At 72.6% G+C, this 26,279-nt stretch carries 22 protein-coding genes (1 of these 22 running past the window's edge); 8 read left to right on the forward strand and 14 right to left on the reverse strand.

The annotated features are described in order from the left end of the window. Window positions 1-3: 3 nt before the first annotated feature. Complete coding sequence (locus tag A3862_RS09345; protein WP_043387267.1) at window positions 4-246, reverse strand: DUF6894 family protein; 243 nt, start codon at window positions 244-246, stop codon at window positions 4-6. A gap of 216 nt (window positions 247-462) precedes the next feature. On the opposite strand from A3862_RS09345, the gene A3862_RS09350 reads away from it, so the two are divergent. The 5 genes from A3862_RS09350 to A3862_RS09370 all read left to right on the forward strand — a co-directional run bounded on the left by A3862_RS09350 (window position 463) and on the right by A3862_RS09370 (window position 9,509). Continuing rightward, window positions 463-1,563, forward strand: coding sequence for an SMP-30/gluconolactonase/LRE family protein (locus tag A3862_RS09350; protein ID WP_043759690.1), 1,101 nt, complete (start codon window positions 463-465; stop codon window positions 1,561-1,563). A 107-nt stretch (window positions 1,564-1,670) separates the two neighbouring features. Further along, complete coding sequence (locus tag A3862_RS09355) at window positions 1,671-2,030, forward strand: hypothetical protein (protein ID WP_043351061.1); 360 nt, start codon at window positions 1,671-1,673, stop codon at window positions 2,028-2,030. Window positions 2,031-2,280: 250 nt separating this feature from the next. Next, complete coding sequence (locus A3862_RS09360; protein ID WP_205782335.1) at window positions 2,281-5,172, forward strand: PAS domain S-box protein; 2,892 nt, start codon at window positions 2,281-2,283, stop codon at window positions 5,170-5,172. A gap of 319 nt (window positions 5,173-5,491) precedes the next feature. After that, the gene (locus A3862_RS09365) at window positions 5,492-6,052 is read left to right on the forward strand and encodes a PAS domain-containing protein (RefSeq protein WP_043387271.1); all 561 of its coding nucleotides are present in this window, start codon (window positions 5,492-5,494) and stop codon (window positions 6,050-6,052) included. After that, window positions 6,033-9,509, forward strand: a complete 3,477-nt coding sequence (locus A3862_RS09370; protein WP_111473537.1) for a CheR family methyltransferase — start codon at window positions 6,033-6,035, stop codon at window positions 9,507-9,509. The genes A3862_RS09365 and A3862_RS09370 overlap by 20 nt, the downstream gene beginning before the upstream one ends. A 404-nt stretch (window positions 9,510-9,913) precedes the next feature. Here the strand turns inward: A3862_RS09370 and A3862_RS09375 are convergent, their stop codons facing one another. The 12 genes from A3862_RS09375 to A3862_RS09430 form a co-directional block, all read right to left on the reverse strand. Further along, entirely contained in the window at window positions 9,914-10,330 is a 417-nt protein-coding gene (locus A3862_RS09375; RefSeq protein WP_043358018.1) for a DUF1236 domain-containing protein, read from the reverse strand. Between the two features lie 44 nt (window positions 10,331-10,374). Beyond that, window positions 10,375-10,605, reverse strand: a complete 231-nt coding sequence (locus tag A3862_RS09380) for a hypothetical protein (protein WP_043358016.1) — start codon at window positions 10,603-10,605, stop codon at window positions 10,375-10,377. A 166-nt stretch (window positions 10,606-10,771) separates the two neighbouring features. Beyond that, window positions 10,772-12,172, reverse strand: a complete 1,401-nt coding sequence (locus tag A3862_RS09385; RefSeq protein WP_236961911.1) for an amidase — start codon at window positions 12,170-12,172, stop codon at window positions 10,772-10,774. Then, a complete protein-coding gene (locus tag A3862_RS09390; protein ID WP_111473539.1) occupies window positions 12,165-13,109 on the reverse strand; it encodes a DUF1028 domain-containing protein in 945 nt (314 codons plus the stop codon). The genes A3862_RS09385 and A3862_RS09390 overlap by 8 nt, the downstream gene beginning before the upstream one ends. Window positions 13,110-13,112: 3 nt before the next feature. Further along, a complete protein-coding gene (locus A3862_RS09395; RefSeq protein ID WP_236961913.1) occupies window positions 13,113-13,868 on the reverse strand; it encodes an ABC transporter ATP-binding protein in 756 nt (251 codons plus the stop codon). Further along, window positions 13,861-15,666 (reverse strand): branched-chain amino acid ABC transporter ATP-binding protein/permease, encoded by a 1,806-nt coding sequence (locus tag A3862_RS09400; RefSeq protein ID WP_043387284.1) that lies wholly within the window; start codon window positions 15,664-15,666, stop codon window positions 13,861-13,863. The genes A3862_RS09395 and A3862_RS09400 overlap by 8 nt, the downstream gene beginning before the upstream one ends. Then, the gene (locus tag A3862_RS09405) at window positions 15,659-16,492 is read right to left on the reverse strand and encodes a branched-chain amino acid ABC transporter permease (protein ID WP_043387286.1); all 834 of its coding nucleotides are present in this window, start codon (window positions 16,490-16,492) and stop codon (window positions 15,659-15,661) included. The genes A3862_RS09400 and A3862_RS09405 overlap by 8 nt, the downstream gene beginning before the upstream one ends. 365 nt (window positions 16,493-16,857) lie before the next feature. Next, a complete protein-coding gene (locus A3862_RS09410) occupies window positions 16,858-18,012 on the reverse strand; it encodes a substrate-binding protein (protein WP_043387287.1) in 1,155 nt (384 codons plus the stop codon). Between the two features lie 44 nt (window positions 18,013-18,056). Then, window positions 18,057-18,902 carry a nitrilase family protein gene (locus tag A3862_RS09415; protein WP_043759677.1) on the reverse strand — a complete coding sequence of 282 codons (846 nt, stop codon included), beginning with the start codon at window positions 18,900-18,902 and terminating at the stop codon, window positions 18,057-18,059. A 174-nt stretch (window positions 18,903-19,076) separates the two neighbouring features. Beyond that, entirely contained in the window at window positions 19,077-19,703 is a 627-nt protein-coding gene (locus tag A3862_RS09420) for an ANTAR domain-containing response regulator (protein WP_043357993.1), read from the reverse strand. Further along, window positions 19,700-20,854 carry a transporter substrate-binding domain-containing protein gene (locus A3862_RS09425; protein WP_043387289.1) on the reverse strand — a complete coding sequence of 385 codons (1,155 nt, stop codon included), beginning with the start codon at window positions 20,852-20,854 and terminating at the stop codon, window positions 19,700-19,702. Before A3862_RS09425 ends, A3862_RS09420 begins: the two co-directional genes overlap by 4 nt. 151 nt (window positions 20,855-21,005) lie before the next feature. Next, a complete protein-coding gene (locus A3862_RS09430; RefSeq protein ID WP_043759675.1) occupies window positions 21,006-21,590 on the reverse strand; it encodes a DNA-3-methyladenine glycosylase in 585 nt (194 codons plus the stop codon). A gap of 152 nt (window positions 21,591-21,742) precedes the next feature. On the opposite strand from A3862_RS09430, the gene A3862_RS09435 reads away from it, so the two are divergent. Beyond that, a complete protein-coding gene (locus A3862_RS09435) occupies window positions 21,743-23,467 on the forward strand; it encodes an adenylate/guanylate cyclase domain-containing protein (RefSeq protein ID WP_043759672.1) in 1,725 nt (574 codons plus the stop codon). Between the two features lie 92 nt (window positions 23,468-23,559). Here A3862_RS09435 and A3862_RS09440 read toward each other — a convergent pair whose 3' ends face one another. Next, window positions 23,560-24,789 (reverse strand): MFS transporter, encoded by a 1,230-nt coding sequence (locus A3862_RS09440; protein WP_043387294.1) that lies wholly within the window; start codon window positions 24,787-24,789, stop codon window positions 23,560-23,562. 93 nt (window positions 24,790-24,882) lie between these two features. Between A3862_RS09440 and gcvA the strand changes: the two genes are divergently transcribed. Beyond that, window positions 24,883-25,770, forward strand: coding sequence for a transcriptional regulator GcvA (gene gcvA, locus A3862_RS09445; RefSeq protein ID WP_043357984.1), 888 nt, complete (start codon window positions 24,883-24,885; stop codon window positions 25,768-25,770). A gap of 198 nt (window positions 25,771-25,968) precedes the next feature. Continuing rightward, window positions 25,969-26,279, forward strand: partial view of a helicase-related protein gene (locus tag A3862_RS09450; RefSeq protein ID WP_043357983.1) — the start only. The gene runs 1,834 nt beyond the window's last position; the window shows 311 of its 2,145 coding nt (coding positions 1-311); it begins with the start codon at window positions 25,969-25,971; the stop codon falls past the right edge of the window.

Genomic DNA, 26,279 nt, shown 5'->3' on the forward strand with positions numbered 1-26,279 from the left:
CGTTCAGGCCGCCCTGGCGCGGCCCGACGCCCCCTCGAAGGGCTGGACCAGGACGCGCCGGCCCGAGAGATCGTGCACGCTCACCCGCCACTCGGCCCAGTCGGTCCGGTTCGCCAGCGACTGCCGCACGTCGGAGGCGACCTTCCGGGCCCGGTCGACCAGGCGTGCCGCGGCGCGGACCTCGGTGCCGCGGGCATCGAACACGCATTCGAGGCCGTTGGTGCAGTGGAACCGGTACTTGGCCATCCCTCGCTCCTCCTCGGCCGCCCCGTGCGGCCCGCGTCGTCTGTTCATTATATGTTCTCATTTTCGTAGGATCCAGCCCCGGCGGGGCGTCGCAGGCGCCCCCGGCGGGGCCGGGGCGTCGGAGGTTCGGTTGCGGCCGACGGGATCGGCAGGGAACACCGCGCGCCCTGCGGGCTTACCGGCCCGGACGCTTCACCATCGGACCGGGATACCGCCATGCGCGCCACGCTCCTCGCCCTCCTGCTGGCCGCCGCCCTGGGCACGCCCGGCCGCGCCGCCGAGGCGCCGGCCGAGTCCGACGCCCTCAAGCCGATGGTGAAATCGGACAGCCTCGTGTTCAACGGCATCACCCGATCCCCGGACGGCCGGCTGTTCTCCCCGTTCCAGCGGCAGAGCAAGGACACGGGCCTCGAACTCGGCGAGTGGCGGGACGGCAAGGCGGTTCCGTTCCCCGACGCGGCCTGGAACGCCTGGAAGCCGGGCGACGATCCGGCCAAGGCCTTCGTGGCGGTCAACGCCATCCGGATCGGGCCGGACGGGGACCTCTGGGTGGTCGACAAGGGCGCGCCGGGCATGGGCGCGGCGCCGCTGCCGGGCGGCCCGAAGCTCGTGCAGATCGACCTCGCCACGAACGCCGTGCGCAAGGTCTATCCGCTGCAGGCGGCGACCGGCGAGAAGAGCTTCATCGACGATTTCCGCTTCAACGGCAGCCACATCTACCTGACGGATGCCGGCCAGCCCGGGCTGATCGTCCTCGACCGCGAGACCGGCGGCCTGCGGCGGGTGCTCGACGGCCATTGGTCCACCATCGCGCAGCGCCCGCTCACCGGCCAGGGCCGGGTGCTCCGGGACGACCAGGGCAAGCTGCTCTTCATCCACGCCGACCAGCTGGAGGTCTCGCCGGACGGCAAGACCTTCTACTATCAGGCCTGCACCGGGCCGCTCTACAGCATCGAGACCCGGTATCTCGACGACGCGACCGTGAGCGACGACGAGCGCGCCAAGCACGTCAAGCTCCACGCCGCCACCGTGGCGACGGGCGGCACCGCCATCGACGCGGCGGGCACGATCTACGCGAGCGACACGGACGGCCTGCGGATCCTCAAGATCGCGCCGGACGGGACGATGAGCACCCTGGTGCAGGACCCGCGGCTCGTCTGGGTCGACGCGATGTGGATCGACGAGCAGGGCGGCCTGTGGATCCCGGCGGCGCAGATGAACCGCACGCCGGCGATGAACGGCGGCGAGGCCTCGGCGGTCAAGTTCCCGACGACGATCTACCGGATGCAGATCGACGCCAAGCCGCTGCGCAACTGAGCCGGGTATGAAGCGCCGGACGCACCGCGCGGAGAACCGGGATGCCGGTTCCCAAGTTTGACCGAAGCGGGGGCCGGGCCCCGGCGCGAGGATGGGAGGGACGGATCATGCGCAGGATTCGGACGTCGCGGCCGGCCGCCGCCTTCTTGGCGGCCGGCCTGATCGTCACGTGCGCGACGCCGACGCGGGCCGACGCCGCCCTCGTCCTTCGCGAGACCCGGCTCCACACGCCACCGGATTCCCACGAGCCGCAGCGGGCGATGGTCAACCTGCGCAACACCGGTCCGGACCTGGCGACGAACGTGACCGTCCTGTGTACCTTCACGGGGGCCGGTGGGGCGGTGCTCGACACGCAGCAGGCCTCGGTGCCGGAGGTCGTGGGCCTCGCCGACGTGCAGGCCGAGACGATCTACTACGGCTGGCCCCGCGCGAGCGGCGCCACCTGCCGCCTCGCCGAGCCGCACTGACCCGGTCATCGCGGGCCGGCCGACGCAGCCTTGGCGGTTTCCGCGCGTTATGGTGGGTTCCCGTGGCGTCCCAGGTCCGTTTCCGGCAGAAGGCCCCCACGACCCGCCACCTCTGTCACAGCGCCAGTCCCGTGCCCGATTCACCGGCCCTCCCCGCCCCGGCGACCAGCCCCGACCGCCCCGCGCAGATCGGCCCCGTCGCGTCCGCGCGGCCGGCGGCGGAGCCCGTCGCGACGCCCGGACCCTGAGCGTGGACGCGACAGGGACCGACATGCTCCTGCGGCGCGCCCGCGCGCTGGAGGAGGAGGCCGCCGGATTGCGGGCGCGGGCGGCGACCACCGGCACCGGCGGCGCGCCGCCGATCCCCGACGGCGCCGCCCGGTTCGCCGCCATCGCCCTCGACCGCGACGGGTGCATCACCGCCTGGAACGCCGGCGCCGAGGACATCCTCGGTTGGACGGCGGAGGCGATGGGCGGCCAGCCCTTCGCGGCGCTGTTCACGCCCGAGGACCGGGCGGCGGACCATCCCGGGGCCGCTCTGCGCAGGGCCCTGGACGAGGGCGGCGTCGCGGACGCGGACTGGCACCTGCGCGCCGTCGGCGGCCGCCGGCGGATGTCCGGCTCGGTGACGCCGCTGCGCGACAAGGCCGGTGCCCATGTCGGCTACGTGGCGGTGCTCCAGGACAGCCTGGACCTCGACACCGCCGACCGGGCGCTCCGGGAGGCCGAGGCCCGTCTGCTGCGGGCGCAGGAAGCGGGCGGGATCGGCCTGTTCACCGTGGGGGTCGACGACGGGCTCCTGCACCCGACCCCGCAATTCTGCCGGCTCTACGGCCTGCCGGAGCGCAGCACCTACCCGGCCGAGATCGTCGAGGCCCTGATCCTGCCGGAGGACCAGACCCTCGTCTCGACGGCAGCGAGCCGGCGCCGGGGCGACGCCCCGCGCGACGTCACCTACCGGATCCGGCGGCCGGATACCGGGGAGATCCGCTGGATCGCGCGGCAGGGCGAGATCGAGCGCGACGTCCACGGGCGCCCGGTGCGGTTCTCCGGGGTGGCGCGCGACATCACCGAGCAGCGGCAGGCCCGGGACGCCCTGCGCGCCGGCGAGGAGCGCTACCGGACGCTGTTCGACGCCATCGACGACGGCTTCTGCATCATCGAGTTCTTCGACGGCCCGCACGGCCCCCTGAGCGACTACGTCCACATCGAGGCCAATCCGGGCTACGAGCGCCACACCGGCATTCCCAACATCGTCGGACGGACCCTGCGCGGCCTCGTCGCGGCCGAGGACGCGGATGCGTGGCTCGACCTGTACGGCGGGGTGCTCCGCACCGGCCGCCCGATCCGGTTCGAACGCTTCTTCGCGCAGGCCGACCGCTTCATCGACGTCTCGGCGGCCCGGGTCGAGCCGCCGGGACGGCGTCAGGTCTCGGTGCTGTTCCGGGACGTCACGGCGCGCCGGCAGGCGGAGGACGCGCTGCGCGCCAGCGAGGCGCTCGCCCGCACCAACATCCAGCGCGTGCAGCTCGCCCTCGCGGCCGGCGCGATCATCGGCACGTGGTTCTGGGACCTGCCGAGCGACCGCTTCACCGTCGACGAGGCCTTCGCCCGCAGCTTCGGCCTCGATCCGGCCCTCGGCCGCGAGGGCCTGAGCCTCGCTCAGGTGGTGGAGACCGTACATCCCGACGACCGCGACGGCCTGGCCCAGGCCATCACGGCCGCGATCGCCCGGGGGGGCGCCTACGCGCACCAGTACCGGGTCCGCCGTGCCGACGGGAACTACTACTGGCTGGAGGCGAACGGCCGCGTCGACCATGCGCCGGACGGCACGCCCCTGAGCTTCCCCGGGGTCCTGATCGACGTGGACGAGCGTAAGGCCGTCGAGGCGGAGCGGGACCGGGTCACCGCGGCGCTGCGCAGCCTCAACGAGACCCTGGAGCAGCGGGTCGCCGCGCGCTCCGCCGAATTAATGCGCGCCGAGGAGGCCCTGCGCCAGTCGCAGAAGATGGAGGCGGTCGGCCAGCTCACCGGCGGGCTCGCCCACGACTTCAACAACATGCTGGCCGGGATCGTCGGCTCGCTGGAGCTGATGCAGACCCGGATGCTGCAGGGCCGGGTCGGCGACCTCGACCGCTACATCGGCGCGGCGCAGGGGGCGGCCAAGCGCGCCGCCGCCCTGACCCACCGCCTGCTGGCCTTCTCGCGCCGCCAGACCCTCGACCCGAAGCCGACGGACGTGAACCGTCTGGTCGAGGGCATGATGGACCTCGTCCGCCGCACGGTCGGCCCCGCCGTGGCGATCGAGTCGGTGGGGGCCGGCGGCCTGTGGCCGACGCTGGTCGACCCGAGCCAGCTCGAGAACGCGCTGCTCAACCTGTGCATCAACGCCCGGGACGCGATGCCGGAGGGCGGCCGCATCGTCATCGAGACGGCCAACCGCTGGCTCGACCACCGGGCCGCCCAGGAGCGCGAGCTGGAGCCGGGCCAGTACGTCACGCTCTGCGTCTCGGACAACGGCACCGGCATGACCCCCGACGTGGTCGCCAAGGCCTTCGACCCGTTCTTCACCACCAAGCCGATCGGCGAGGGCACCGGCCTCGGCCTGTCGATGATCTACGGCTTCGCCAAGCAGTCCGGCGGGCAGGTCCGGATCTACTCCGAGATCGACCAGGGCACGATGGTCTGCCTGTACCTGCCCCGCCATCTCGGCGAGGCGGAGGCCGAGGCGAGCCTGCCCGACCTCGCCCACGCCCCCCGCGCCGAGCAGGGCGAGACGGTCTTGGTGGTGGACGACGAGCCCACCGTGCGGATGCTGGTGACCGAGGTGCTCGAAGACCTCGGCTACGCGGCGATCGAGGCGGCGGACGGGGCCTCGGGCCTGAAGGTGCTCCAGTCGGACGTGCGCATCGACATGCTCATCACCGATGTCGGCCTGCCCGGGGGCATGAACGGCCGCCAGATGGCCGATGCCGGCCGCCAGCACCGTGCCGACCTGAAGGTCCTGTTCATCACCGGCTACGCGGAGAACGCCGCCCTCAACCACGGCCATCTCGGCCCCGGCATGCAGGTGATGACGAAGCCCTTCGCCCTGGAGGCGCTGGCCACCCGCATCCGCGGCATCATCGGGGGCGAGGGCTGAGATCCGGAGGCCGCGGTCGGGCGCCAGGCGGCCGCATCCGGGGCGGTGCGGTCGGGCCGGACCGGGCGGCGCCCGGCGGAACGTCGGTGCCCCCGCCGGACACGGGGTGCGGCAGGCCCGCGCGGAACGGGCGGGCGGGGTCGGGCGTCATTGCCATACCGATCCGACGCGCCCATGAGGACGGCCTCAGCGCGGTGCCCGAATTGGAGAGCGGCAGCCGCGGTTGCGCGTCAGGAATGTCGACCCGCGCCGAGGCCGGCAGCGCGAACGCGGGGCGACCGGCCGGGCCGCGCCGAACGGAGGCGACAGGGAAGCTACCGTGGACACGCAGACCATCCCGGCCGAACTCAGCACCTTCTTCGAGAAATCCCACATCGCCCTGGCGCTGGCCGCGGCGACCGACGACAACGTCCTGCTCCTGGTGAACGCGCGGTTCCACCAGCTCACCGGCTATACGGGCGCGGAGGTCGTCGGGCGCAATTGCCGCCTCCTCCAGCGCGACGCCGACAACCGGGAGGCGCGGGCCAAGATCCACGCCTTCCTGGAGAACGACCGGCAGGACTCCGTGCGCACGCCGATCCTGAATTTCCGCAAGGACGGAAAGCCTTTCGTCAATCTGCTGTACATGTCCAAACTGAAGGCGATCTCGGGCGAGGTGCGCTTTCTTTTCGCATCCCAATTCGATGTCAGCCGCTCGCAACCCGAGTTGCTTTCCGCCTACGATACCGAACTCGGCCGGACCTTGAGCCGGCTGACCCCGACGCTTGCGGAGAGTGGGCTCGTCATCGAGGGCTCGCTGATGACGATCGCCAACACGGTCGCCACGGTCGCGCAGGCCAAGCTCACGCTCGCGGATCTCGATGCACCAGGATTTCCATAACGCCCCCGGAGGCGAGGCCTCGGAGATCCTGGACGGCGCCGGGACGGTGACGGCCCCGCCCTTCGCCGGACCCGTCGTGGGAATCGGCGCCTCGGCGGGCGGACTCGAGGCCCTGCGGGAGATGCTGGCGCGCGCCCGGCCGCCGACCGGCATGGCCTTCGTCATCGTCCAGCACCTCGACCCCAACCACGAGAGCATGCTGGCACAGCTCCTCGACCGGCAGACCGAGCTGGAGGTGCTCCAGTGCGAGGGCGGGGAGCGGATCGCGGGCGACAAGGTCTACATCATCCCGCCCGGGCGGGGCCTCGTCATCCAGAACGGCGTCCTCGAACTCACCCACTTCGTCCAGCCGCGGGGCCTGCGCCGGCCGATCGACGACTTCTTCCTGTCGCTCGCGGTCGACCAGCAGGCCAACGCCGCCTGCGTGATCCTGTCGGGCACGGGGGCCGACGGCACGACCGGCCTGCGGGCCATCAAGGAGCATGGCGGCGTCTGCGTGGTGCAGCAGCCCGACACCGCCCGCTACGACGGCATGCCGCTCTCGGCGGTCGGCACCAGCCTCGTCGACTTCGTGCGGCCGCCGGGGGAGATCGTGGACTGCCTCACGAGCTTCTTCCGCCGCCGGGGCACCGACGCCGTCGACGACGAGGCCCGCCTCGTCGCCGACCACATCGACGACCTCTGCCGGGTCATCCGCGCGACGGTGGGCCACGACTTCTCCGGCTACAAGCGGACCACCCTGGTCCGGCGGGTCGAGCGGCGCATGCACGTCCTCGGGCTCGAGTCCGGCCGGGCCTATCTCGGCCGCGTCCGGGCGGACAAGACCGAGTGCGAGGCGCTGTTCCGCGACCTCCTCATCAACGTCACCCGCTTCTTCCGCGACGCCGAGCTGTTCGAGCTCCTCCGGGAGCGCGCGGTGGAGCCCCTGCTGCGCACCCGCGACCCCGAGGAGGACATCCGGGTCTGGATCCCGGGCTGCTCCAGCGGCGAGGAGGCCTACAGCATCGCCATGCTGTTCGCCGACGCCGCCCGCCGCCTCGGCCTGCCGCCGGCGGTCCAGATCTTCGCCACCGACATCGACGAGCGCATGCTCCAGATCGCCCGGGAGGCGACCTACCCGGCCGCCGCGCTCGCCGACATCCCGGCGCATCTGCGGGAGCGCTACGTCGTCCCCCATGCCGAGCGCTTCACCATCGCGGCCGAGATCCGCGACCTGATCCGCTTCTCCAGCCACAGCCTGGTCAAGGACCCGCCCTTCTCGCGGGTCGACCTCCTGTCCTGCCGCAACCTGCTGATCTATTTCGACGAGCGCCTCCAGCAATCGGTGGTGCCGCTGTTCCACTACGCGGTCCGGCCCGGGGGCTACCTGTTCCTCGGGCCTTCGGAGAGCGTCAGCCGGTTCGAGCACCTCTTCCCGGTCATCGACCAGCACGCCCGCCTGTTCGAGCGGCCGCCGGGCGCGCCGCAATACCCGATCGACCTGCCCGGGAGCGCCCGGCGCGGCGAGACCCGGCGCGGAGCGCGCGAGGAGCGCCGCGGCGAGCCCTCGATCGCCGACGAGACCGTCGCGGTGCGCCGCGTCATGGAGCGCTACGCCCCGCCCAGCATGGTGCTCAACGAGGATGGCGGCATCATCGCCGCCTACGGGCGCCTGAGCCGCTACTTCGACTTCCCGGTCACGCGGACCGGCGGCAGCAGCGCGATCACCCTGGCCCGTCCGGGCCTGCGTGACGTGATCGGGCCGCTGCTCCGCCAGACCCGGGACGTGCGCAAGCGCGTGGTCGTCCGCGACGTGGAGATCCGCTCGGAATACGGCGTCCAGCCGGTGGAGCTGATCTGCGATCCCCTGCCCGACGGCTCGATGCTGCTCGTCCTGCGCGACACCGGCGCCTTCCGGGCTGCGGACGATCTCGACCTGATCGAGATGGATGCCGGCGGCGACCACGTCGAGGCGCTGGAGGAGGAGCTGCTGCGCACGCGCTACAAGCTCCGCTCCACCGTCGAGGAGCTGGAGACGACGAACGAGGAGCTGAAGAGCTCCAACGAAGAAATGATGTCGATGAACGAGGAGCTCCAGTCGACGAACGAGGAGCTGTCCACGGTCAACGACGAGCTGAAGACCAAGGTCGAGCAGCTCACCATCGCCAATGCCGATCTGCGCAACTTCTTCGAATCCACCGATCTCGCCGTGGTCGTGCTGGACCGCGCCCTGAAGGTGCGCAGCTTCACCACGGCCGCCACGGCGATCTTCCCGCTGCAGCCGGCCGACCGGGGACGTCCCCTCGCCGACGTGTCGAGCCGGCTCGCCGGCCTAGAATACCTGCATGACGCCCAGGAGGTCTGCGCCGGCGGCTCGGTGATCCAGCGGCGCGTCGCCACCCGGGATGGGGACCGGACGCTCTCCCTGCGGGTGCTGCCCTACCGCCTGCAGAACGGCAGCGTCGACGGCGCCACCCTGGTGCTCACCGACATCACCGAGGCCTTGTCCCTGGAGCGCCAGCTCGCCGCAGAGCGGGAGCGGCTGGAACTGGCCGTGAAGGCCGGAGGCATCGGCGTCTGGGAATACAGCCCCGATGCCGGGACCATCGTGGTCGACAGCACCGCCGGCACGATCTTCGGCCTGACTCCCGACACGCCGCACCCCACCGCCGCCCTGGCGGCCAGCGTGCTGCCCGAGGACCGTCCCGGCTTCGAGGCGGCCCTCGCCGAAGCGGCGCACGGCCTGGACGAGTTCGAGGCGCGCATCCGCGTGCGCGTCGCCGATCACGCGCTGCGGCACATCCGCAGCTACGGGCGCCTGACCCGGAGCGGCGACCGGAAGCGGATCGTCGGCGTCTGCATCGACGTCTCGCCCGAATACGCGCTCGCCGAGACCCGCGACCTGATGCTGCGGGAGATGAACCACCGGGTGAAGAACCTGTTCGCGATCATCGGCGGCATGATCTCGGCGGGGGCCCGCACGCACCGGGAGATCGGCGTCTTCGCCACCGACATGCGCGACCGCATCTCGGCCCTCGGGCGGGCACATTCCCTGGCCGATCCCTCCGACGGCCAGGGCATGAGCGACCTCGCGGGCCTGATCGGCGCGACCCTGCGCCCGTACCGCGATCACGTCCCCACGGTGATCGAGGGGCCCCTCGTGGCGATCAACTGGCGGCACGTCTCGTCGCTGGCGATGATCCTGCACGAATGGGCGACGAACTCGGTGAAATACGGCGCGCTCGGGTCCGACGACGGCGCGCTGTCCGTCACCTGGGACCGCCAGGAAGAGGGGCTCGTCCTCGAATGGTGCGAGCGCATGGCCCGCGTGGCCGAACCGCGGCCGGGCCGGGGCTTCGGGACCCTGCTGGTGGAGATGTCCCTGCGCCAGCTCGAAGCGACCGTGACGCGCAGCCACGACGCGTCCGCCTACCGGATCACCCTGCACCTGCCGGAACTGGCGCTGACGCGGGGGTGAGGCGCGAGCCGATCCCTCCGCTACCGGCCGCACGCTCGCGGCGGCCCGTCGGATCCATCCATCCGTGTCGGCAACGCGGCTTCAGGACCGGGCGCGGGTCCCCTCGCCCGTGCGGGAGAGGGACAGGGTGAGGGGTGCGGCCTTACCGAGAAAGTCTCGACCTCGACTGACCGGCGACGGGGCGCTCGATCCTGATCCTTCTCGTCCCTCACCCCAGCCCTCTTGCGCTCGGGAGAGGGGGGTCCGTCGCGCCTCGTCTCCAGCGCCCGTGCCCGCACCCATGCCCGCGCGTCCTTCGTCCTCTCGTCTCGGGCCGCGCCCTGCAGACGCGAAACGGCCCGCCGCGGCGATGCCGGACGGGCCGTCCTGCCTGATGGAGCGCCGGGATCCCAGCGCCCCTCCGATCAGTCGATGACCTCGACGATGCGGTGGCCGCGATCGACCAGGACGGGCTGGTCGTTCACGATGGTGTAGCGGTAGCCCGGACGCACCCGGTACTCGTCGGGCACGTCGTAGTAGGTCACGCTGTCCTCCGGCAGCACGGTGCCGACCCGGACCGGGCCGCCCCAGCTGTACGAGCGCACGCCGCGCTCGCGGACGTAGCTGCGGAACCGGGGACGGTCGTCGACACCGAGGATGCCGCCCACCGTGCCGGTGGCCGCGCCCACGGCGCCGCCGACGATGCCGCCGACCGGGCCGGCCGCATCGGCGCCGACCGCCGCACCCTCGGCCGCGCCCCGCAGGGTGCCCTGCGCCTGGGCGGCCACCGGGAGGGCGAGGAGGCCGGCGGTCGCCAGCGACAGAAGAAGCTTGTTGGTCATGCTGAGATCTCCAGGCTCGTCAGGGCGTTACGGGCCGCGGAGGCTCAGTTGCAGCCTTCCTTGTGGACGGTCTTGGAGTTGCCCATGCCGTCCTCCTTGTGGACGGTCTTGGAACCGCAATCGACGGTGCCGGTGGTGACCTCACGCTTCTCGACGACGGTGTCGCGGTGGTCGACGACGGCGGGCCCGTCGCGGCGGATGACCGTGGTCTCCTCGGCGCTCGCCGCGCCGCACAGGGCCGCGAACAGGGCACCCGAGAGAATGATGTTGCGCATTGGTAGCCTCCTGGTTTCAATCGAACCCAGCAACGGCAACCGCGGAAAAAGGGTTCCACACGCATCGCTCTGTACAGCGCGCGGATATTTGCGATGAGACGCGGTATTGGTTGCGTGCAATCGATCGCAACGGGCCGGTTCAGCTGCGCAGGATCGGCGCGCCGCGTCAGCCGGCCAGGGGCGGCACCCGGCGCCACCAATCGTGCGCCCGCTCGTACTGGTGCGCCACGCGCAGGATCTCGGCTTCGGCGAAGGGCCGGCCGGCGATCTGGAGGCTGATCGGCAGGCCGCGCCGGTCGAAGCCGCAGGGCAGCGCGATCGCGGGCAGGCCCGTGAGGTTGAACGGGTAGGTCAGCCGCCAGGAGGCCGCCAGCACGCTCTCCGCGCGCCCGCCGAGCGACACCGCGGACTCGTCCGTCCGCCACGCGGTCAAGGGCGAGGCCGGGCCGACGATCACGTCGGCCTCCGCCAGGACGGCGGCCATCTCGTCCATGATCAGGGCCCGCACCTGCTCGGCGCGCAGGTAGTCCGGCCCGGTCACGAGCCGGCCCATCTCCACGAGGTCGCGGACGTCGGCGGCAAAGCCCGCCACGTGGCCCTGGGCGAGGCTGCGGTCGTGATAGGCGGTCGAGGAGGCGAGCTCGATGGCGTAGATGGCCCCGAGGCCGTGGCGCAGGGACGGCACCGCGACGTCGCGGACCGTGCAGCCCCGGTCGGCGAGGAAGCGGAGCGCCCCCTCGATTGCGACAGCGACGTCCTCGTCGACCGCGTCGAAGAAGTGGTTGCGGATCACCGCGACGCGCAGGCCCCGGATCGGCCGGTCCAGCCCGGCCGTGTAGTCGGGGACCGGCGCCGCGCTGGCGGCGGGATCGCCGGCATCCGGGCCGGCGAGCGCCTGCAGCATCAGGGCGGAATCGGCCACCGTCAGGGTCAGCGGCCCGGCATGGTCGAGGGACCAGGAATGCGGGACGATCCCCGACCGGCCGACCCGGCCGTAGGTCGGCTTGAGGCCGACGACCCCGCACAGGGCGGCCGGGATCCGGATCGAGCCGCCCGTGTCCGAGCCGAGGGCGGCCGGGCAGAGGCGGGCCGCAACCGCGGCGCCGGAGCCGCCGCTGGAGCCGCCGGGCACCCGGTCGAGGTCCCAGGGATTGCGGGTCGGCGGCGTGACCATGCCCCAGGCGAATTCGTGCATGCGCAGCTTGCCGAGGATCACCGCGCCGGCCGCCCGCAGCCGCGCCACCGCGTGGCTGTCGGCCGCCGGGAAGGTCAGGGCCTCCACGGCGGTACCCGCCCGGGTCGGCATGTCGGCCGTGGTGTAGTTGTCCTTGATGGCGATCGGGATGCCGTGCAGCGGGCCCCGCGGGCCGGACCGGGTGATCTCGGCATCGGCCGCGCGCGCGGCGTCGAGGGCCGCGGACGAGAGATGGACGAAGCTGTTCAGGGCGCCGTCGAGGCGCGCGATCCGGTCGAGGCTGGCGCCGACGAGGTCGGCGCTCGACAGCTCCCGCGCCGCGATCCGCCGCGCGAGCTCGGTGATCGGCAACGGCCAGAGGGCGTCAGTCACGGCGGTCGTCATGGGGCCCCCGGCGGTACGGCAAGGTCGGATCGAAGACGACCGGCGGATGGATGTCCGCGAGGTCGAGGTCGCGGAGCCGGGCGATCTCGGCGAGCACCGGCGCGAACTGCCTCAGCAGGTGCGCGACCCGCCCGGGCTCCTGGCGCAGGCCGATGACGTCGCGCAGGAGATCGGGCGCATCGGCGGCCCCGCCATCGGCCGCAGCGCCCGGCCGCTCGGCGGGCGCTTTCAGGAGCATCGCCACGACGTCGTCCGGCAGGGCGCCGGCCGGGCCGTGCTTCCGGGGCATGCCGGCCACGAACGGCACGAGCTGCCGCCGGGCGATGGCCAGGACGCGGCGCAGCTCGGCGACGGGCTCGGCGTGCTCGTCGACCCGCAGGTCGAGGAGCGGGTAATCCTCGCCGGCGACGATCCTGAGGGCCGCCGATTGCTTGCCGCGCTTGTCGCCGCCGGCCGCATCGCCGGCCTCCAGCGCCCGCATGAGCCGCTCGTCGAGGTCGCAGGCGGCGCTCCCCGCGAAGGCCTCCGCCATGGCGTCGATCACGCCGGTCCCGGCGAGCATGTTGCCCTGCACGGCGTAGCCGGCCCCGGTGCGGTGTCCGGCGGCCTGCGTGCAGCCGGCGCCGGTCCAGGCCGCGCCGGTCCCGCGCGCATCGACGAGGCCGAGCTGGCGCAGGTCCGGCCGGTCGTCGGTGGCGAGCGCCGCCGCCAGGGCGGCGTCGGGGCCCTGCCCGCCGGCCAGGCCGTCGAGGATGCGGGCGGCGAGGTAGGGGTTCACCCAGGACTGGGTGGTGACGGCCCCGATCCCGGCGCGGATGTAGGGGCAGAGCCCGCCCACCGCCGGGACGGCGCTCGCCACCGCGACGCCGAGCTGCCCGGTCCGCGGGCAGCGGGCGGCGATCGAGAAGGTGTTGAGTTCGCTCATGGCTCACACCGCCAGATGGCCGATGACGCGCGCCTGCGCGTCCAACGCCCCGGCCGGCCCGCTGTCGACGATCTCGCCGAGCTTGAGGACGGCGTAGCGGTCGGCCAGGGCCAGCGCGAAGGCGACGTGCTGCTCCACCACCAGCATCGACACGCCCGCCGCCCGCTCGGCGTCGAGCACGCCGCGCAGGCGCTCGACCATGGAGGGCTGCACGCCCTCGGAGATCTCGTCGATGAGGAGCAGGCGCGGGCGCAGCATCAGGGCGCGGCCGAGGATCAGCATCTTCTGCTCGCCCCCCGACAGGGTGCCGGCCCGCTGGGCCAGCCGGCCCTTCAGGAACGGGAAATGGCCGAACAGCCGCTCCAGCGCCTCCGGCAGCATCCGGTCGGAGGGGACCGCGAGGCGCAGGTTGTCGCGGATCGACAGGTCCTGGAACAGGGGCTGCTCCTGCGGCGCGTAGCCGACGCCGAGCGCCACGAGCCGGGCGGGCGACAGGCCGGCGAGCGCCTGTCCCCCGACGGTGATCGCGCCGCCCCGCAGGGCGACCATGCCCAGGATGGTCTTGAGCAGCGTGGTCTTGCCCATGCCGTTCTTGCCCAGCAGCGCCACGATCTCCCCCGGCGCCACCGACAGGGACACGCCCTTCACGATCGAGACCGCTCCGTAGCCGCTCGACACCCCCTCCAGGGCGAGGGCGGCGCCCGCCGGCTCGCTCCGCCGCACTGCCTCAGCCGCTGCCTCACCCGCTGCCTCAGCCATGGGCACCTCCCGAATAGATGGTCCGGACCAGCTCGGAGCCGACGACGTCCTCCACCGTGCCGTCGAGGACGAGGCGGCCCTGGTGCAGCACCACGATCCGCGACGAGATCTCGCGCACGAAGTCGAGGTCGTGCTCGACCAGCACGGCGGCGATCCTTCCCCCGGCGGTGAGCGCCTTGAGCACGGTCCCGATGGTGGTGCGCTCGGCCTTGGTCAGGCCGGCGGTGGGCTCGTCCAGCAGGATCAGCCGCGGCTCCAGCGCCACCACCATGGCGAGTTCGAGCGCCTGCTTCTGGCCGTGGGACAGGAGGCGGGTCGGCCGGGTCAGCAGGCGGTCGAGGCCGGTCATGCGCAGGACGTCGAGGGCCGCCTGCGGCAGGCCCAGCGTCTCCGCCTGCCCGACCGGGCTCAGGCCGTCATGGGATGCCCGGGCGAGCCGGAGGCAATCGGCCACCGACAGGCTCTCGAACACGCTCGCCACCTGGAACTTGCGCCCGACCCCGAGGCCGACGATGCGGTTCGGCGTCAGCCCGGTGATCGGGGTGCCGCCGATGGCGATCGCCCCCGTGAAGGGCTCGGTGCCGTCGCTGAGGCAGCGCATCAGCGTGGTCTTGCCGGCGCCGTTGGGCCCGACGAGGCTGACGAGTTCGCCCGCCCGGATCTCCAGGTCGATGCCCTCCAGCACCGTCAGGGCACCGTAGGCCTTGGCGAGGTTCTCGACCGTGAGGATGGGGGTCGCGGAGGCGGCCGCATCCGGATCGGCCGCCCGCGCGACGAGGCGCGGCGGCGCGGGTTCCCGCCGGCCCGCCGGCAGCGCCCGCCAGAGGCGGCCGACGAGGTCGGCGAGGCCGCCCGGCAGCAGGATGATGATGGCCACGAAGGCCGTGCCCAGGAGGAGCTGCCAGAGGAACGGCAGGTCGCCGGACAGGTTCGCCGCGAGGTAGTCGATGGCGATGGTGCCGAGCACCGGGCCGAGCAGCGTGCCGCGGCCGCCGAGCGCCACCCAGATCACCAGCTCGGTGCCGAACAGGAAGCCGGCATTCTCGGGCGCGACCACGCCCGAGGCGTTGGCGAACAGGAAGCCCGCGATCCCCGCGACGGCGGCCAGAGCCGCGGTCAGCCGGATCTGCAGGCGCCGCGGGTTGAGGCCGAGATAGGCGCAGCGCGCTTCGTTGTCCCGCAGCGCCACGAGGGCGCGGCCCGCATCGGCCCGGACCAGGATCCAGGCCGCCAGGGTGACGACGATCAGGAACAGGGCCGCGAGGCGGAAATAGCCCTCGCTCTCGAAGGGCAGCACGTCGAATCCGACGAGGCCGCTGCTGGAGCCGGTCCATTCGCCGCCCGCGTAGATCAGCTGCACCACGACGATCGGGACGACCAGCGAGATCACCGAGGCGTAGAGCGGGGTCGAGCGGTGGTAGAAGGACAGCCAGCCGACCGCGAGGCCGAGCAGGGCCGGCGCGACGAGCGCCGCCGCGACCGCCGCGGCGATCCCCAGGGGCGTCGCCCCGTAGGCGGTGAGGATCATCGCGGTGGCGTAGGCGCCGACGCCGAAGAAGGCCGCCTGCCCGAAGGTCAGGATCCCCGCGAAGCCCCAGAGCAGGTCCACCGTGACGGCCAGCACCGCGTAGATCATCGACCGGGTCAGGACGTTGACCGCGAAGGTGTCGAGGACGAGCGGCGCGATCCAGAGGGCGAGCGCCGCCAGGATTGCGACCACGACGGGCGCCGCGCGGGACAGGCGCCGCCGGCGGGGGGCCGCGGCGGCGCGCTCGGTGACGGGCAGGGTCTCAAGCACGGGAGAAACCTTTCGGGCTGATCCGCAGCACGAGGGCGGCGAGCACCGCGATGGCGATGCTGCCGAGGATCGGGCTCACGAAGGTGCTGATCAGGACCTGCGCGGCCCCGAAGACGAGGCAGGCCGCCGCGAGCGCCAGGTACGAGGCGTCGGCGACCATCACCAGCATGAAGGCGCCGATCAGCCAGGCGACGCCCATGTTCGGGTCGACGCTGGTGAGCGGTGTCAGCAGGACGCCGGCGAGCGCCGCGAACCCCGCGCCGATCATGAACACGACGAGGCGCACGCGCCCCGTGTCGATGCCGAGGCTGCGCGCCAGGGTCTCGTTCATGATCACCGCCCGGGCCGAGAGCCCGAGCCGGGTCCGCTCGATGGTCAGCGCGAACAGGGTGCCGATCGCCAGCGCGATGCCCAGAGCCACGAGGCGGTAGGCGGAATAGTCGACGCCGAGGATCTCGACGGTGCCCGCCAGCAGGTTCGGGGTGAGCTGGACGTCCCGGCCGAAGGCCAGGGTGATGAGCTGCCCGACCACGATGCCGAGCCCCCAGGTGGCCAGGATCGCGTCGAGCGGCCGCCGGTAGAGCGGGCGGATGATGAAGTGCTCGGCGAGACCGCCGAGCGCCGCGCCGACCGCGAAGGCCAGCGGCAGCGCCAGCCAGGGATTGAGCCCGAGCTTGGCGGTCACCACCGCGCAATAGGCGCCGACCGTCAGCCACGCCCCGTGGGCGAAGTTGATGATCTTGAGCACGCCGAAGATCGCCAGGAGGCCGATCGAGACGATGAACAGGATCGCCGCGGTGGTCAGGATGTCGAGGGTGAGCAGCATCGGGGAGTTCCGGTTGAAGGACCGTCATCACGAGGCGAAAGCGGCAGAGGCCCAGCGCAATGAGCGCCCCTGTGCGGGCCTGCCGATCCACGCATCTGCTTTGGCAACGCGGATTCAGGATCGGGCGCGGGTCCCCTCTCCCGCGCGGGAGAGGGACAGGGTGAGGGATGCGGCCTCTCCAAGAGAGTCTCGACCTTGACCGCGCGGCGATGGGGCGCGCGATCCCGAAACCTCCGATCCCTCACCCCAACCCTCTCCCGCACGGGAGAGGGGGCGCGTCGCGCTCGTTCAGCGGCGTCGGTGTCCGCCTCAGACGGGCGGCCATCGTCGCCGGGCGGGGAGAGGGAGGCGTCGCGCCCCGCCCCTCATTGCAGCTTCGGGCACTGCTCGCCGGGATCGACGTCCTTGAAGGTGCCGGCGACCTTCACGGTGCCGTCCTTCTGGATCTGGCCGAGATACATGGTCAGCGGCGCGTGGTGCTGCTTGCTCATGGTGATCGTGCCCCGCGGCCCGGTGAAGCTTACCGTCGGCAGCGCCTCCAGCACCTTGGCGGTCTCGGTCCCGCCCGCCTTCTCGACCGCGGCCTTGTAGAGGTAGATCGCCTCGTATTCCGGCACCGAGAGGTCGTTCGGGGTGCGCAGCTCGGCGCCGAACTTCTTCTGCATCGCCGCCAGGAACGCCTTGTTCTCCGCGCTGTCGATCCCGGTGACGTAGGAGGCCGAGAGGTAGACGCCCTCGGCGTCCGCGCCCATGCTCTTGGCGGTGCCCTCGTCCAGCGCGAGGTTGGCGAAGGGCAGCGTCACGCCGGCGCCGCGCAGCTGCTTCGTCAGCGTCACGTTCGGCGCGCCGCCCGCCGTCGAGGTGATCAGCGCGTCGGGCTTGGCCTCCTTCAGCTTGGAGATGATCGCGGTCCAGTCGCTGCCGTCCATCGGCAGGTATTCCTCGCCGAGAACCTTGCCGCCGGTCTTCTCGACGTAGCTCTTGGCGAAGCCCAGCATGCCGCGGCCGAAGGCGTAGTCGCTGCCGATCAGGAAGTAGGTCTTGGCACCCTGCGCCTTGAAGGCGTCCACCACCGGCGGAACCTGCTGCTCCGGCACCCAGGCGTCCACGAACATGTTCTTGTTGCAGGAATGGCCCTCGTAGAACGAGGTGTAGATGTACGGCACCTTCCCCTTGGTGACGGCGGGCAGGCCGGCATTGCGCGCCGCGCTCGTCTCCATGGAGATCAGGACGTCGACCTTCTTCTGGTAGATCAGGCTGTCGAAGGCCTTCTGGGCGCCCGCCGCCCCGGAGGCGTCGTCGGCGACCTCGAGGACGAGCTTGCGGCCGAGCACGCCGCCCTTGGCGTTGATCTCCTCCACGGCGAGTTCGGCCGACTGCACCACCGAGGGGGCGACGACGCTGTTGGCGCCCGACAGGCCGATCGGGATGCCGATGACGATCGGCTTGCCGTCGGCGGCCTGCGCGGCCGTGGCGGCGAGGGCGAGCGCCGCGGCGCCGGCGAGGGACCATTTCACCATGAACGAACTCCTTGGGACGGACGGGAAGGGTTACGGATCTCGGCTCAGCCGTAGATGTCGGTGCGGCGGTCGCGCAGGAGCGAATTGAACCGGTTCAGGTCCTTGCGGCCGGCCGCGTCGAGATCGACCAGCGCCGAGAGGGTCTCGGTCCGGTCGCGGCTCGCCGGGCCGGCGAGTGGCCAGCCCTTGGGGCCGACGATCAGGCTCTGCCCCTCGAAGGGCTGGCCGCGCTCGGTGCCGACCCGGTCGGCGCAGGCGATGAAGAGGCCGTTCACATGGGCGGCGGCCCGGTGCAGGGTGTTGGCCATGGCGGCCTCGCCCGCGGGCTGGTCGGGCATCGGCACCCAGTTGGTCGGGATGCAGACGATCTCGGCGCCCCCGAGCGCCAGCTGCCGGAAGGTCTCGGGGAACCAGCCGTCGTAGCAGATGGCGACGCCGACCTTGCCCAGCGCCGTGTCGAAGACCGGGAAGCCGAGGTCGCCCCTGGCGAAGAACTCGTTCTCCCGGTCCCAGAGATGCGCCTTGCGGTAGGTGCCGATATAGCCCTCCGGCCCGACGATCACGGCGGCGTTGTAGAGGACGTCACCGGCGGATTCGGCGATCCCCGCCACGATGTGCACGCCGAGTTCCGCGGCCAGCGCCGCCCAGGCCCGGGTGGTCGGGCCCTCCGGCACCGGCTCGGCCAGGGCGGCGGCCTCCGCGGCGGATTCGAACACGTAGCCGGTGCTGGCGAGTTCCGGCAGCACGATCAGCCGGCTGCCCGCGGCGGCGGCCGCGCGGACGAGATCGGAGGCCCGCGCCAGATTCGCGTCGACCGCGCCGAAGTCCGGCGCGAACTGGATGCACGACACCCGTATCGGCGGGCGCGCAGGACCGTTCGCTTGGATCATGAAAGCTCCAAAACGCAAAAAGCCCCTGGGCGCGGACAAGATCATCCGCGAACCAGAGGCTTCAAAGCCGAGATGTCATGCAGCAATCTTGCTGCGGGGCAACCTTGCCCGGTTAGACTACGATACGCGCCCCGAACCGGACCGCAAGACCATAAATGCGGCAGGCTGCTGCGATCAGGTCTTTTCCGCCAACGCGATGCGCAGGCCGAGACCGCTCATCGCCTCGTGGGCCGAGACCACGCTCTCGGCCACGCTGGCCATCGGCACGCGGGCGGCGGTGGCCCGGTCCCGGAGCATCTTGTAGGCGGCGTCCTCGTCGATCCGGTTCAGGTCCACGAGCAGCCGGACCGCCTTCTCGACGGTGCGGCGGCCCTTCATGGTCTCCTCCAGCCGGTTGATCTTGCTGGTGAGCCGGCCCTCGTAGCCGCGCCGGTAGCGGGCCAGGGCGAACTGGGTGAGCACGCCCCGCGGGTGGAGCGGCTTGTTGAGCACGCCGTGGGCATTGACGTCGGCGATCGCCTTCAGGGAGGTCGGGCTCTCGTAGGCCACGATGGCGATGACCGCCGGCTCCAGCGCCTCGATCGACGGCAGCAGGTGCATCACCTGGGCGTCGTCGAGCTGGATGAACAGCGTGTCGATGTCGGCGGGCAGGGCGGCGGGCGGCGGCCACGCCAGGGAGACCGCGCAGCCGAGGCGACGGAGCTGCTCCAGCAGCGCGGCGCCCTCCTCGTCCTTGGGGTGGATGACGAGGGCGCGGGCGCGCCGCAGGTCGTCCAGGATCTTGCGGGCGGGGGCGGTCACGCGGCGAGACCCTCCTCCAGCCAGTTCGTCTCGAACCGGGACCACGCGAGGTAGGGATCGGGCCGCACGGGCCGGCGCGCCCGCCAGACCACGTCGAACTGCCCGTCGGCCCGGGCGACGCCGATGCCCGGCGTGAGCCAGATGTGCCGCGTCTCGCCGTCGAAGGCGAGGTCGCCCTCCGGCGCCGCGAGGCGCTGGCGCAGGGCCGCCGCGCCGAGGCGCTCGGCGTCGAGGGTGCCGGCCTCCGTGAGCGCCCGGGCGAAGAGATGGACCTGCGCGTAGGCGGTCTCCGACCACATGCTGGTGGGGCGCTCGGGCCCGAACCGGGCCTGGAAGGCGGCGACGAAGCGCCGGTTCTCCTCGCTCGCAAGGGACCCGAAATACGGGGCCGCCAGGACGTGGCCGGTGCAGTGCTCGGGACCGATCGCGTGGATCTGGCCCTCCGCCAGGGTCAGGCTGGCGATCGGGCAGCGGGCGCGGTCGATGCCGGATTCCGCGTAGGCGCGGTAGAGCCGCTCGGCCCCGCGCCCCACCACGGTGGAGAAGACCGCGTCCGGCGCGGCGTCGCGGATCGCCGCGATCATGGCGGCATGGGCCGCGTCGTCCGCGTCGAGGGCCGCGTACAGCTCGCCCACGATGGTCCCGCCCTTCGCCTCGATCAGGTCGCGCATGACCCGGTTCGATTCCCGCGGGTAGATGTAGTCGGACCCGATCAGGAAGATCCGCCGCCCCTGCTCCTGCAGGAGGTAGTCGGCCAGGGCGAAGACGTTCTGGTTGAGGGTCGCACCGGTGTAGATGATGTTCTCCGAGTACTCGAAGCCCTCGTAGATCGACGGGTACCAGAGCAGGCCGTTGTGCCGCTCCATGGTGGACAGCACCGATTTCCGGCTCGCCGAGAGCGAGCAGCCGAACACCACCTCGACCCCGTCCTCGGCAAGCATTCGCCGGGCCAGGGTGCGGTAGGCGTCGGTCTCGCCGGCGGGGTCGTAGCAGACCGGCTCGATCGGGCGGCCCAGCACGCCGCCGGCCTGGTTGATCTCCTCGATCGCGAGCGCGGTGCCGAGGAAGTGCTCGGTCTCGGTGATGCCGCTCACCCCGCTGCGGGAGAACAGGACGCCGACCCGCCACGTCGCTTCATCCTTGGCCGCCATGGCCCCTCCCCGCGCGCGCCCAGGCCCGGCGGATCGCCCGCGCCTCGGCCCCGTCCTACCCGACGGACGCCCCCCTGCGGAAGCGTCGGCCCGGTCGCGCGGGCTCGTCCCGGATCCGCGACCGGACATCCCGCTCCGGCCGCTGCGATCCTCAGGCGGTCCCGGCCCCCGGTTCGGCCCGCCGCACCGGCCGGCTGACGAAGCGGGAGCCGGCGAGCAGGAACCGCCAGGGCGTCTCGGCGCCGCGGGTGATCCCGATGCGCCGGTCGCTGACCACCTCGACGGCCCCGGGATCGCCCGCGGCGCGGGGCTCGAACCGGAACGGCGCCCCCGCGAGGGGCGCGCCGTCCAGCGCGTCGGTGACGCCGAGGGCCTGGCAGAGGCGGCCCGGCCCGGCGCAGAGCAGGCGCGGATCCTCCACGCCGCGGCGCGCCCGCATGGCGGGAACCCCCTCGGTCGGCGCGAGGGCCCGGAGCAGCACGGCGCTGCCGGGCTCGCAGACGAGGTTCAGGCACCAGTGCATCCCGTAGGAGCGATACACGTAGGCATGGGCCGGCGGCCCGAACATGCTGGCGTTGCGCCGGGTCGGGCCGCGGAAGCTGTGGGAGGCCGGATCGGTGCTGTCGTAGGCCTCGGTCTCGACGATGATCCCGCCGGCCGCGCCGACGAACAGGCGGGCGCCGATCAGGTCGAAGGCCACCGCGGCGGCGCTGCGGGCGAAGAAGGTGTCCAGCATCGGGTCTCCGGCGCGGTCGATACGCGCGATCCTCACGTCCGGGACTCCACGGATCGCCGGCGATTGGAAATAAATCGGACGCGGCGGAAGTCTTGCTGGTACGAGGGACCGTGAATGGCGGGCCCAGAACCGATCTCCTCGGACCTCCCAGCATGGTGCGCACAGCCTCGATCGCGACGCTTCGATCCGCCGATGCGGGCGCGCAACCCCGATCCGCCACGCAAGCCGCGCGGATCCGCCTGAACCTGCGGCGCCTCCGGCTGGCCAGCGGCCTGGTCCTGTTCGGCTACGTGCTGACCCACCTGCTCAACCACGCCCTGGGCAACATCTCCCTCGACGCCATGGAGGACGGCCTCGACGTCGTCACGGCCGTCTGGCTCAATCCCGTCGGCCTGACGCTGCTCTACGGCGCCCTGGTGCTCCATCTGCTGCTCGGGCTCCAGGCGCTCTACGCGGCCCGCTTCTTCCATTGGCGGCCCTCCGAGGCCCTGCAACTGGTCTCGGGCCTGCTGATCCCGACGCTCCTCATCAGCCACATCACGGCGACCCGGATCTCCTTCGTCACCGAGGGGCTCGACAAGGGCTACGCGCAGGAACTCTACGCCTTCTGGATCGCCTCGCCGACGCTCGGCCTGCTGCAGGTCACGGTCCTGGTCCTGGCCTGGATCCACGGCTGCATGGGCCTGTATTTCTGGCTGCGGCTGAAGCCCGCCTTCGGGCGCATGGCGCCCTGGCTGCTGGCGCTCGCGGTCCTGGTCCCGGTCCTGTCGCTGCTGGGCTTCGCGCAGGGCGGCCGCATGATCCTCACCCTGGCGCAGGATCCGGCGTGGCGGGCGGTGGCCCTCCAGCCGGTCCATGTCGGGCTGCCCGATCAGGTCGCGCGGCTCGCGGCCATCCGGGACGGGCTGCTCGGGACCTATGCGGGCCTGGTGGCGGCGGTGGTCGCAGCGCGCGGCGTGCGGACCCTCGCCGAGGTCAAGCGGGGCACGATCCGGCTCAGCTATCCGGACGGGCGGGTGGTGCGGGTCCCCCGGGGCACCAGCGTGCTGGAGGCGAGCCGGCGCAACCGGATCCCCCATGCCAGCGTCTGCGGCGGCCGCGGCCGATGCTCCACCTGCCGCATCCGGGTGACGGACGGCAGCGACGGCGCGCCCAGTCCCGGCCGCACCGAGCGGTCGGTCCTGGAGCGCATCGCCGCCGGTCCGGGGGTGCGGCTCGCCTGCCAGTTCCGGCCCGAGACCGACATGGCCGTGGTGCCGCTGCTGCCGCCGCAGCCGCGGATGCGCCAGGCCGACCTGCTCGACCGGGCGCAATCCGGCGAGGAGCGCTTCATCGTGGCGATGTTCGTCGACCTGCGCGGCTCGACCCGGCTCGCCGAGGAGCGCCTGCCCTACGACACGGTGTTCATCATCAACCGCTTCCTCGGCGCGGTCGGCGACGCCGTGCGGGAGGCCGGCGGCTCGACCAACCAGTTCCTCGGCGACGGTCTGCTCGCCCTGTTCGGCCTGGAGACGGAGCCCGGGCAGGCCGCCCAGGACGCCTTGCGGGCGATCGACCTCATCGCCGACGCCGTCGACACCCTGAACCGGCTGCTGGCGGCCGATCTGGAGCATACGCTCCGGTACGGGATCGGCGTGCATGCGGGCCTCGCCATCGTCGGCGAGATGGGCGACGCCACCGATGCCCGCTTCACGGCGCTGGGCGACACCGTCAACGTCGCCGCCCGCCTCCAGGGCCTGACCAAGACCCTCGGCTGCGTGGCCGTGGTGTCGGAGGCGGTCTATCAGGCGGCCCGCGTGGCGCCGGCGCAGATCCGGGACGTCGCGGTGGACGGCCGGTCCGAGGCCGTCCGGGTCAACACCCTGGGCCGCCTCTGAGGCGGCGTCCGGGCGGGACGCGCGGGCCGTCCCCGCGGGCAGATCCTGTCCCCGTGCTCCTGTTCCCATGCCCCCGGCCCCGCCGCCACGCCTCAGGCCCGTTGCCGGTCCGCCGCCCCGAGGCGCGGCGCCAGGGCCAGCATCAGCGGCACCACGGCGAGCGCCGTCCCGGCCGCCGCCACCGCCGCCCAGTGCGGGCCGGCCGCGTCGCCGAGCCGTCCGTAGAGCAGCGGCGCCGCCAGCGCGCTGCCGCCGAGCGTCCAGGTGTAGAATACCGCGAAGGCCCGCTCGACCCGGCCGCCCGGGGCCAGTTCCGGCACCGTCCCGTAGAGGACCGACGAGGTGCCGTTCAGCATCACGCCGAGGAGCGGCAGCAGGATCAGCCCGGGGGCCAGGGGCAGGACGATCACCGCCAGGATCGCGAGCGCCGTCCCGGTCTCGGTGAGGATCACGGTCCGGGTCACGCCGAGGCGTTCCCCGAGGCGCCCGCACACCGCCTTGCCGAGGGCGCCGCCGATGAAGACCAGCGAGAGCGCGAGGCCCACCGTGGTCAGCGCCGCACCCTTCTCCTGCAGCAGGAACGGCAGGTAGAGCAGGAAGGCCGGCCGCGCGGCGTTGTCGAGCATGCCGATGGCGACGAGGAGCCCGAACCCCGCGCCGGGCGGCGATCCGCCCGCGACCCGGCGGGTCGCCCGCTTGGCGGCCGCCTGGGCGCTGCGTGACTGCGGCTCACGCGGAAGCAGGCGCCCGACCAGCACCGCCACGAGGACGCCTCCGCCGGCGATCACCCAGAGGGCGTGGCGCCAGCCCGACAGGGTCAGCAGCAGCCCGACCAGGGGCGGGACCGCCGCCTTCCCGAGGTCGCCGGTGAAATTGTAGGTGCCGAGGGGCCCCCGCGCCGCCGCGCCGTAGGCCCGGGCGATCACCGCCGAGGCCAGGGGATGCTGGGTGCTGCTGCCGGCGCCGCCGAGCAGGAGGCCGACCCCGAGCCCGACGAGGCCGCCCGAGGCGCCGGCGATCGCGTAGCCCGCCGCGCTGAGCCCGGTGCCGAGCACCAGCACGATGCGGGCGCCCCAGGCCTGGGCAAGGCGGCTCGCCGGCATCTGCAGCGCCGCCAGCGCGCCGTTGTAGAGCGACCGTAGGAAGGCCAGGGCGACGTAATCGAGGCCGAACTCCGCCTGCCAGACCGGCAGCAGCACGTAGATCAGGTCCGTGTAGCCGTCGTGCAGGGCGTGGTTGACCCCGGTCGCCAGGAGGGTGCGCCGGGCCTCCGGCGGGGACGCGGTTTCGGAAGACGCGGTCGGAACGGACGCGACGGACATCCAGCCATCCTTCGTGGTTCCGATCCAGGATGGCGGTCTGGCGGGGGGCTGACAAACACCTTATGCTGACGCTCGCGTGAGTAAACCTGACCCGTGCATCGTCGCCTGCCGCCCCTGAACGCCCTGAAGGCCTTCGAGGCGGCCGCGCGGCACGGGAGCTTCACCCGGGCCGCGGACGAGCTGCGGGTCACCCACGGCGCGGTGAGTCGGCACGTGCAGATGCTGGAGGGCTGGCTCGGCCTGCCGCTGTTCACGCGCCACAACCGGCGCGTGGTCCTCACCGAGGCGGGGGTCGCCTACGCCACCGAGATCGGCGCCGCCCTCGACCGGATCGCCCTGGCCACGGCCCGCCAGGTCGAGCGCGGGCGGCCCCGCCTGCTGCACGTGAATGCGCTCGCCACCTTCACCCTGCGCTGGCTGATCCCGCGCCTGTCCGGCTTCCAGGTGGCCAACCCGGCGATCGAGGTCCGGCTGACGACCTCCAACGTGCCCCTGGCGCAGCTCGCGGAGCCGTTCGATGTCGCGATCCGCGGTGGTCCGGAGACGCGCCCGGGCCATCGCGCGGAGCCGTTCCTGTCCGAACGCCGCATCCCCGTCTGCAGCCCGGCCCTGCTGCAGCGCCTCCCCCTCGCAGAGCCCGAGCAGCTCCGGCAGCACACCCTGCTGCACGCGGCGACGCTCCCGCGGGTCTGGCCGGACTGGCTGCGGGCGGCCGGTGTGCCCGATCTGGAGCCGCAGGCCTCGGTGACGCTGGAGCATTTCTACCTGACCCTCCAGGCCGCCCTCGACGGGCTCGGGATCGCCATGGGGCCCGAGCGGCTGATCGCCGACGACGTCGCGGCCGGCCGCCTGACCCTGCCCTTCGCGGGCCCGTCTCTGCCGGCACGGAGCTACTACACCTACGTCCCGGAGCCCCGGGCGGAGGATCCGGCGGTGCGGGCCTTCTGCGGCTGGCTCGCCGAGGCGGCCCGGCAACCGTGAGATCCCGTCTTTGCGAGCGCAGCGAAGCAACCCAGTGTCGCGCAACGTTGGGGCTCGTGGCGCCGCTGGAATGCTTCGCTGCGCTCGCAAGGACGGTTTCGGAGTGGCGTCCGGGCGCGGTTCCGCGCATGGATCGGATCCGGAACGCCCCCGACCGCGTCAGGGTTTGCGTGAGACGCTTCTGCCGAAGGTGACCGCATGGCGCGCAAGCGTCTCCGCCCGACCATCGAGAGCCTGATCGAATCCCTCGGGCGGCTCGGCCTGTCCCCGGAGGCCGTCGACCTCGACCGGCTGCTCGCCGATCTCGAACTGCCCGAATACGGCGCCGAGGTGGAGGACGACCGCGTCGCCCGCGCCGTGCGCGCGATGCAGGCGGCCCGGGCCTTCGCGGAGACCGGCATCCCGGCGGTCCGCAAGGCCGTGCCGAACCTCCGGGCCGTGGTGACGAAGGACCACCGGATCACGTGGCTGATCCGCACCGAGATCCCCCTCCTCGACAACGGCCGCCT

Source organism: Methylobacterium sp. XJLW (assembly GCF_003254375.1).
Lineage (GTDB): Bacteria > Pseudomonadota > Alphaproteobacteria > Rhizobiales > Beijerinckiaceae > Methylobacterium > Methylobacterium fujisawaense.